Source organism: Pseudoalteromonas sp. G5_S1_14_S5, assembly GCF_054968605.1.
In genome coordinates this window covers 1-6042 of sequence record NZ_JBQKUM010000128.1, presented here as the reverse complement: position 1 = coordinate 6042, position 6042 = coordinate 1, and the positions used below count along the sequence as shown (strand labels likewise).

Annotated in this window: 5 protein-coding genes; 2 read left to right on the top strand and 3 right to left on the bottom strand. The window is 43.1% G+C overall.

The features are described from left to right. Positions 1 to 962: 962 nt before the first annotated feature. Both pssA and ACTRWI_RS21675 read right to left on the bottom strand, forming a co-directional pair. On the bottom strand, positions 963 to 2303 hold the full coding sequence (pssA, locus tag ACTRWI_RS21680; RefSeq protein WP_499133784.1) for a CDP-diacylglycerol--serine O-phosphatidyltransferase: 1341 nt from the start codon (positions 2301 to 2303) through the stop codon (positions 963 to 965). A gap of 91 nt (positions 2304 to 2394) precedes the next feature. Further along, positions 2395 to 2826, bottom strand: a complete 432-nt coding sequence (locus ACTRWI_RS21675) for a GNAT family N-acetyltransferase (protein ID WP_499133783.1) — start codon at positions 2824 to 2826, stop codon at positions 2395 to 2397. A 66-nt stretch (positions 2827 to 2892) separates the two neighbouring features. Between ACTRWI_RS21675 and murB the strand changes: the two genes are divergently transcribed. Beyond that, entirely contained in the window at positions 2893 to 3939 is a 1047-nt protein-coding gene (gene murB, locus ACTRWI_RS21670) for a UDP-N-acetylmuramate dehydrogenase (protein WP_499133782.1), read from the top strand. Next, the gene (gene birA, locus ACTRWI_RS21665) at positions 3936 to 4901 is read left to right on the top strand and encodes a bifunctional biotin--[acetyl-CoA-carboxylase] ligase/biotin operon repressor BirA (RefSeq protein WP_499133781.1); all 966 of its coding nucleotides are present in this window, start codon (positions 3936 to 3938) and stop codon (positions 4899 to 4901) included. The genes murB and birA overlap by 4 nt, the downstream gene beginning before the upstream one ends. Positions 4902 to 4908: 7 nt before the next feature. Here the strand turns inward: birA and coaA are convergent, their stop codons facing one another. Further along, on the bottom strand, positions 4909 to 5832 hold the full coding sequence (coaA, locus tag ACTRWI_RS21660; protein ID WP_499133780.1) for a type I pantothenate kinase: 924 nt from the start codon (positions 5830 to 5832) through the stop codon (positions 4909 to 4911). Between the last annotated feature and the right edge of the window lie 210 nt (positions 5833 to 6042).

The following is a 6042-nucleotide window of genomic DNA, read 5'->3' as shown; positions in this document are numbered from 1 at the left end:
GTAACAGTCTTAATTAGATTATATTTTTACTTAGATTGGTATGATAACTCAACTACATCACACCTTTTAGAAAGCCTAGTCTTACGACTAGGCTTTCGTCGTTTCTAGGGGGCGATAATTTGATCTTCTAGCAATGGGCTCTGCTTGTCTGCGAGTCAGATGGTATACCAGTTCAGACATTTATACTCAGCCCAAGCATAACTGCTTGGGCTCTTTTTACACTTGAATCTCTGTATTCGCCTTTGGTAGAGAGAGCCTCTTAGAGGTTTGCCCATTATCGAGCTACCGAACTAGGTGTGTCAGCCTTTCGTAATTATCAAAATGTCTAGACTTACTACAAGGTGTTCGCCGTTTCTAGGTAATAGTCTTTTATTCGTTAATTAACAAGTCTCACCCTATTTGGTTCAAGTACCCCTGAACTATAGGAGCATCGTTATTTATCCCAATCGTTATTTTGTTTAAAGCTAGGATTTGTTCGTTAATGTGGTCGGTAGAACCGCTTTGTTTCTTATTGTGAAACCTAACCTACGACTTGGCAGGATTAGGTTCATTACTATTACTGAGACCTATCTAGGTTGGTACGCCGCTAGTTTTTGTCCGATGACAAAGCAGTACGGAACCTTGATGCTTTCCTACCGAAACCATGTGTAACTTAAGCTCTTCGGTGGTATTCAAAGACGCTACATGTGTGAGTGTTGAATGAGCTATTTACCCACTATGTTTGAGAGTACTTACTGAGAAGCGACTTATGGTAAGGGTATGCTGTCGATAGTCCCGGTCTTACCGAATACGACTATAGCTCTTCTGTCCCCAACCGTTATTTCCCCCAGACAGAAGATAGAGAGCTTGTTGAAGTTCCATTTATCAATGCTTTGTGACCTCAGTGGATAATCTAGTACCTATAAATACAAAAACGCCTAGCGTTTGCTAGGCGTTGGTAAATCATATCTTGCGTATGTTCACTAGAGTATTTGTTTAAGTACTCTGTCAGCTTTCACCCGCGTGATCTTGCGAATCAGCTTTTGAACTTCTTCTGGGTAGCTATCTACTTTGTCTAACTGCTTATAAGTACAAATAAGCTGAGTGTGTCGAAGAATGTTATCTACTTCAGCTTGGAACTTGTCAGTTAGGTGGTGATAGTTATCTTGGATAAAGATGCCGTTCTCTAGGTCTAATTTCCAGGCTCTTGGGTTTAGGTTATTACCGGTAAGTAGCATGTAGCGTTTATCGACCCAAATGCCTTTCAGGTGGAAGCTGTTAGAGTCGTGTCGCCAAAGTTGAATCGATAGATTACGGCTGGCTATATGAGCTTCATTCGCTTTAGCGAAGCGACGTAAGTTCATCTCGTAAAGATATGGCAAGCCACCAATCGTTTTAAACTCTTCTTCTGGAGAGATGAAGAAATCATTCGCCGTTTTGTCACCAACAACAATGCTGACCTTTACACCACGCTTAAGCGCCTTCTTTACTTCTTTAGCTAGGCTAGGAGGGAAGTTAAAGTAAGGGGTACAAATGAAGATTTCGTCTTTAGCCTGAGCGACCAGTTGATTAATGCCTTGGTTAAGACGATTACGTCGTTTGCCAATACCTACTAACGGTGTTACGGCAACTTGCTCTGGTGAAACTTCATGACCATCAAATTGGTACTGAGATCTGGCTAGAGATGCACGAAACTGGCGGATTGCTGGCTTTAGCTCTTTAGTTGCTGGCTTATTTTTGTCTGCTAAGTCGTACACAGCGCTGTCAGAGATCATTTGCTCATGAACGTAGGCAAACATTGAGTCTGCCAGTGCTGCGTTGTTTAAAACATGGTAGCGGTCAAAGCGGTAACGGTCGTGATAGTTCAGGTAGATGTTGTTAAGGCTTGCACCACTGTAGATCACGCTGTCATCAACGATAAAGCCCTTTAAGTGCAATACACCGAAGACTTCTTTACCGCGAACAGGAATGCCATAGACAGGGACTGAGTGCTGATACTTTTCAGCAAACTCTTTGTACATGGCTGCATTGCCTTCAGAAGACTCTGCACCAATCAATCCGCGTTGAGCTCTATGCCAATCAACACAAACGCTCACATCTAGATCTGGATTCTTTTGTTTTGCGTCATATAAGGCAGTTAGGATCTCACGGCCAGCCTCATCATCTTCAAGATATAAAGCGACTAAGCTAATGCGGGTCGTTGCACGAGATATCTCATCAAGAAGGCGAGTTCGAAACTCTTGCGCTGATAGTAGTACTTCAAACTTGTCAGGATTCTGCGCTATGGTTGGCAACTGTATGAATGGATTCCTACTGGCAATCATATTGACTGTTTTACCTTAAAAATATGCAAAATTGCGAGCCTTTAATTTTACCAAAGGCATAGCCCCAAATACTAGAAAATCGAGGCATTCTCTAACAATTTTGCTGACATTGCATAGGAATGAGATCTTTCCCGCTATTTGAATAACGCTCATATAAACCCCGTAAGGCGTTCGGTAGCTGTTTCGGATCGATCTGGATAAATTGATGTCGACCGTAAAAGCTCGTGAGGTGCGCATAGGCAAAGCAGTAATCGTTCTCTGTGAGTGTATGTTTTGCACAGTAGTCCATTAGCTGAGAACCTAACTGTTTACCACGATGTTGCTTCGAGATCGCCATACCTGTCAGTAATCGCGAGTTTTCTATAGTACGGAAACGTACGACACCACAAAGTTTGTCATCAACTAAGAGAGAATAAATTAGCTCACTTTTATTAGCTTTCCCTGTTGGGTAATGCTCTTTATAGAAGCGTTTAACAAGGGGAACCTTTACTGGGTCTAATTGAGTAATGATGACATTGTTCATTCAGTCACTGCGCCACTGGTTTATCTGCTGTAGAATGAACGAAGTGTAAGTTAATTGAATATCGCCATGCAATTCTATCTCAATGCTAGTTTAAAAAACGTTCATACCTTTTCTATTGATCAAAGCTGTGATGCTTTGGTTGAAGTGACCACGATTGACGAGTTGGTGTCGGTTTATCAGGACCCTAAATGGCAATCTAAACCTAAGCTGATACTAGGAAAGGGCAGTAACATGCTTTTCACTGAGCATTTTGCAGGCCTTGTCATTATCAATAAGCTGTCTGGTATTGCCTTAACGGAGTCGGATAACAATCACTTACTACATGTTAATGGTGGTGAGGATTGGCCTAGCTTAGTTAAATGGACCGTTGAGCAAGGTCTTGGTGGATTAGAAAATTTAGCCATGATTCCGGGTTGTTCCGGAACTGCTCCAATTCAAAACATCGGTGCTTATGGTGTCGAGTTACAGGACGTGTGCGAGTACGTCGATATTCTTTGTTTGGATACTTATACAGTTAAGCGATTAAGCAAAGAGGAGTGCCTCTTTGGTTACCGAGATTCGATTTTTAAACACATCCTTTACGGCAAAGCTATTGTGGTCGCGATTGGCTTAACGTTACCGAAAGTATGGCAGCCATGTAATCATTATGGTCCCTTGAAAAGCCTGCCTGAAGAGACCCTCTCTCCTCAAACGATATTTAATGAAGTATGCGCAATTCGCTCGGGCAAATTGCCAGACCCAGCTGTTCAGGGTAATGCAGGCAGCTTCTTTAAAAACCCAGTGATCAGTAAAGATCATTTTGATCGCTTGCAGTCTGAGTACCCAAAGATTGTGGGCTATGCTAGTGAGAATATGATCAAAGTCGCTGCTGGTTGGTTGATCGATCAATGTCAGTTTAAAGGTGTTAACCAAGGTGGTGCTCAAGTTCATCCAAATCAAGCACTTGTGATTATCAACTATGATAAGGCGACGGCGGTGGATGTGCTTAAGCTAGCAGACCAAGTTCGTCAGGCTGTGTTAGAGAAGTTCGATATCCACCTTGAACATGAGGTTCGCTTTATGGGAAGAGATGGTGAAACAAACCTCGATAAGGCTTTGGAGGCGTTAGTATGAGAGATCACAGCACCAAGCTAGCTCTGTTAAAATGCCTTGCAGATGGTGAATTTCATTCTGGTGAAGACCTTGGTGAAGTGATTGGCGTATCTCGAGCCGCCATAAGCAAACACATCAAGGGTATTCAAGAGTGGGGTCTGGATATCTACCGTGTGCAGGGGAAAGGCTACAAGCTAGCGAACCGATTAGACATGCTGGATCATGAGCAACTATCTGCTGCTAATAGCAAGGCGTCTCTTGAACTGATCCCTATTATAGGTTCAACCAATCAACATCTATTGGAGCGCACCAATGAGCTAGAATCTGGCTCGGTTTGTGTTGCTGAATATCAAGCCTCTGGTCGCGGTCGTCGTGGCAGGGAGTGGGTGTCACCATTTGGGGCCAACCTATACCTTTCGATGTATTGGAGACTCGACGCAGGGATGGCAGCCGCGATGGGCCTAAGCCTTGTTGTCGGTGTTGCGGTTGTTGAGGCTCTGGAAGAGTTGGGCGTTGAAGGCGTGAAACTAAAATGGCCTAATGACCTTTACCATAACGATAAGAAACTTGCGGGCATTTTAGTTGAGTTGTCGGGGCAATCTGGCGGTGCCGCTCATATTGTTATTGGTTTAGGACTTAATCTTTCAATGGACCCTGCAACCTCAGGGATTGGTCAACCGTGGACCTCGCTTAAAGAGGTGTGTGATGGTCAGGTACCTGATCGTAATCAGCTTGCACAGTCCCTCATTAACGCTTGGGACAAAGCACTGGTTGATTATGAAATGAAAGGGATGTCGAACTTTGTTGAGCGTTGGAATCGCTTAGATAATTTCTTAGGTCGCAATGTGAAGCTGATTATTGGACCTAGAGAAATTGAAGGTGTCGTGCAAGGTATCGATGAGCAGGGCGCTGTGTTACTCAAAACCGAGAACGGCATCGAAAGTTATATCGGCGGTGAAATCTCACTGCGGAAGGGTAACTAAGACCTTCCTATTTTCTTAGTAATACTTCTTCAACCATGTGATCTACACCTTTTCGTAGGATTAGGTGCGCTCGCTCTCTGGTTGGAAGGATGTTCTTCTCTAGGTTCAGCCCATTGATTGAACTCCAGATCCCTTCTGCTTTATCCAATGCCGCTTGGTTCGATAATTTAGTGTAATGACTAAAGTAAGAGCCTGGCTTGGTAAATGCTCCTTCTCTAAACTTCATAAAGCGGTTGATATACCACTCTTTGATTTGCTGGCTGTCTGCATCCACATAGAGTGAAAAGTCCAGGAAGTCAGAAATAAACACACGGTGTGGCTCGTGTGGGTAGTTCATTCCACTCTGCAATACGTTTAGGCCTTCAATGATCAACACGTCAGGTAGGTCAACACACTTAACATCATCAGTAATGTTGTAGGTTAGATGCGAGTAAACTGGTGCAGTGACGTTTCTTTTGCACGCCTTGACGTCTGAAACAAAATTAACTAGACGCTTAATATCGTAAGACTCAGGGAAGCCTTTCTTACTCATCAAGCCTTTCTCTTCCAATACTTCATTTGGATATAAGAAACCGTCAGTGGTGACTAGCTCAACTTTTGGGTGGTTTTCCCAACGAGAGAGTAGGGCCTTAAGTAGACGCGCAGTTGTACTTTTTCCCACTGCAACACTACCAGCGATACCAATAATGAATGGTGGCGCTTTCTCTTTTTTATCAAGAAATTGATGAAGTACTGAATTGCGATTTTGTCTGGCGGCCACATAGAGATTCAATAGACGAGAAAGCGGCAGGTAGATCTCTACAGCTTCTTCCATGGTGAGCTTTTCATTGATGCCTTGAAGCTCTTTTAAGTCGCTTTCAGAAAGTGTCATCGGAACTAAATTCCTTAGTTCAGACCAGTGTGTACGGTCAAATGACATGAATGGGCTCATACAAAACTCTATAGTGGATAACAAAACAAGTGCATGGAAAATACATCAAGCGATAGATAAATAAAATATCTTCCTGTACTAGATGCGGGTTAAAGATGGAAACCTTGAGCTAAATAGTCGCATGTCTGAGTTTAGGCAGAGAATTTTGCACTTTTTTTCGATTTGCTATTGCAAGGTGGAAAATCATTCAATAAAATGCGCCCCACTTGT

What these genes read in the sequence shown, in the direction of transcription:
- murB (WP_499133782.1), top strand. Translation starts at nt 2,893, where the DNA reads ATGCAATTCTATCTCAATGCTAGTTTAAAAAACGTTCATACCTTTTCT.
- pssA (WP_499133784.1), bottom strand. Translation starts at nt 2,303, where the DNA reads ATGATTGCCAGTAGGAATCCATTCATACAGTTGCCAACCATAGCGCAG.
- ACTRWI_RS21675 (WP_499133783.1), bottom strand. Translation starts at nt 2,826, where the DNA reads ATGAACAATGTCATCATTACTCAATTAGACCCAGTAAAGGTTCCCCTT.
- birA (WP_499133781.1), top strand. Translation starts at nt 3,936, where the DNA reads ATGAGAGATCACAGCACCAAGCTAGCTCTGTTAAAATGCCTTGCAGAT.
- coaA (WP_499133780.1), bottom strand. Translation starts at nt 5,832, where the DNA reads ATGAGCCCATTCATGTCATTTGACCGTACACACTGGTCTGAACTAAGG.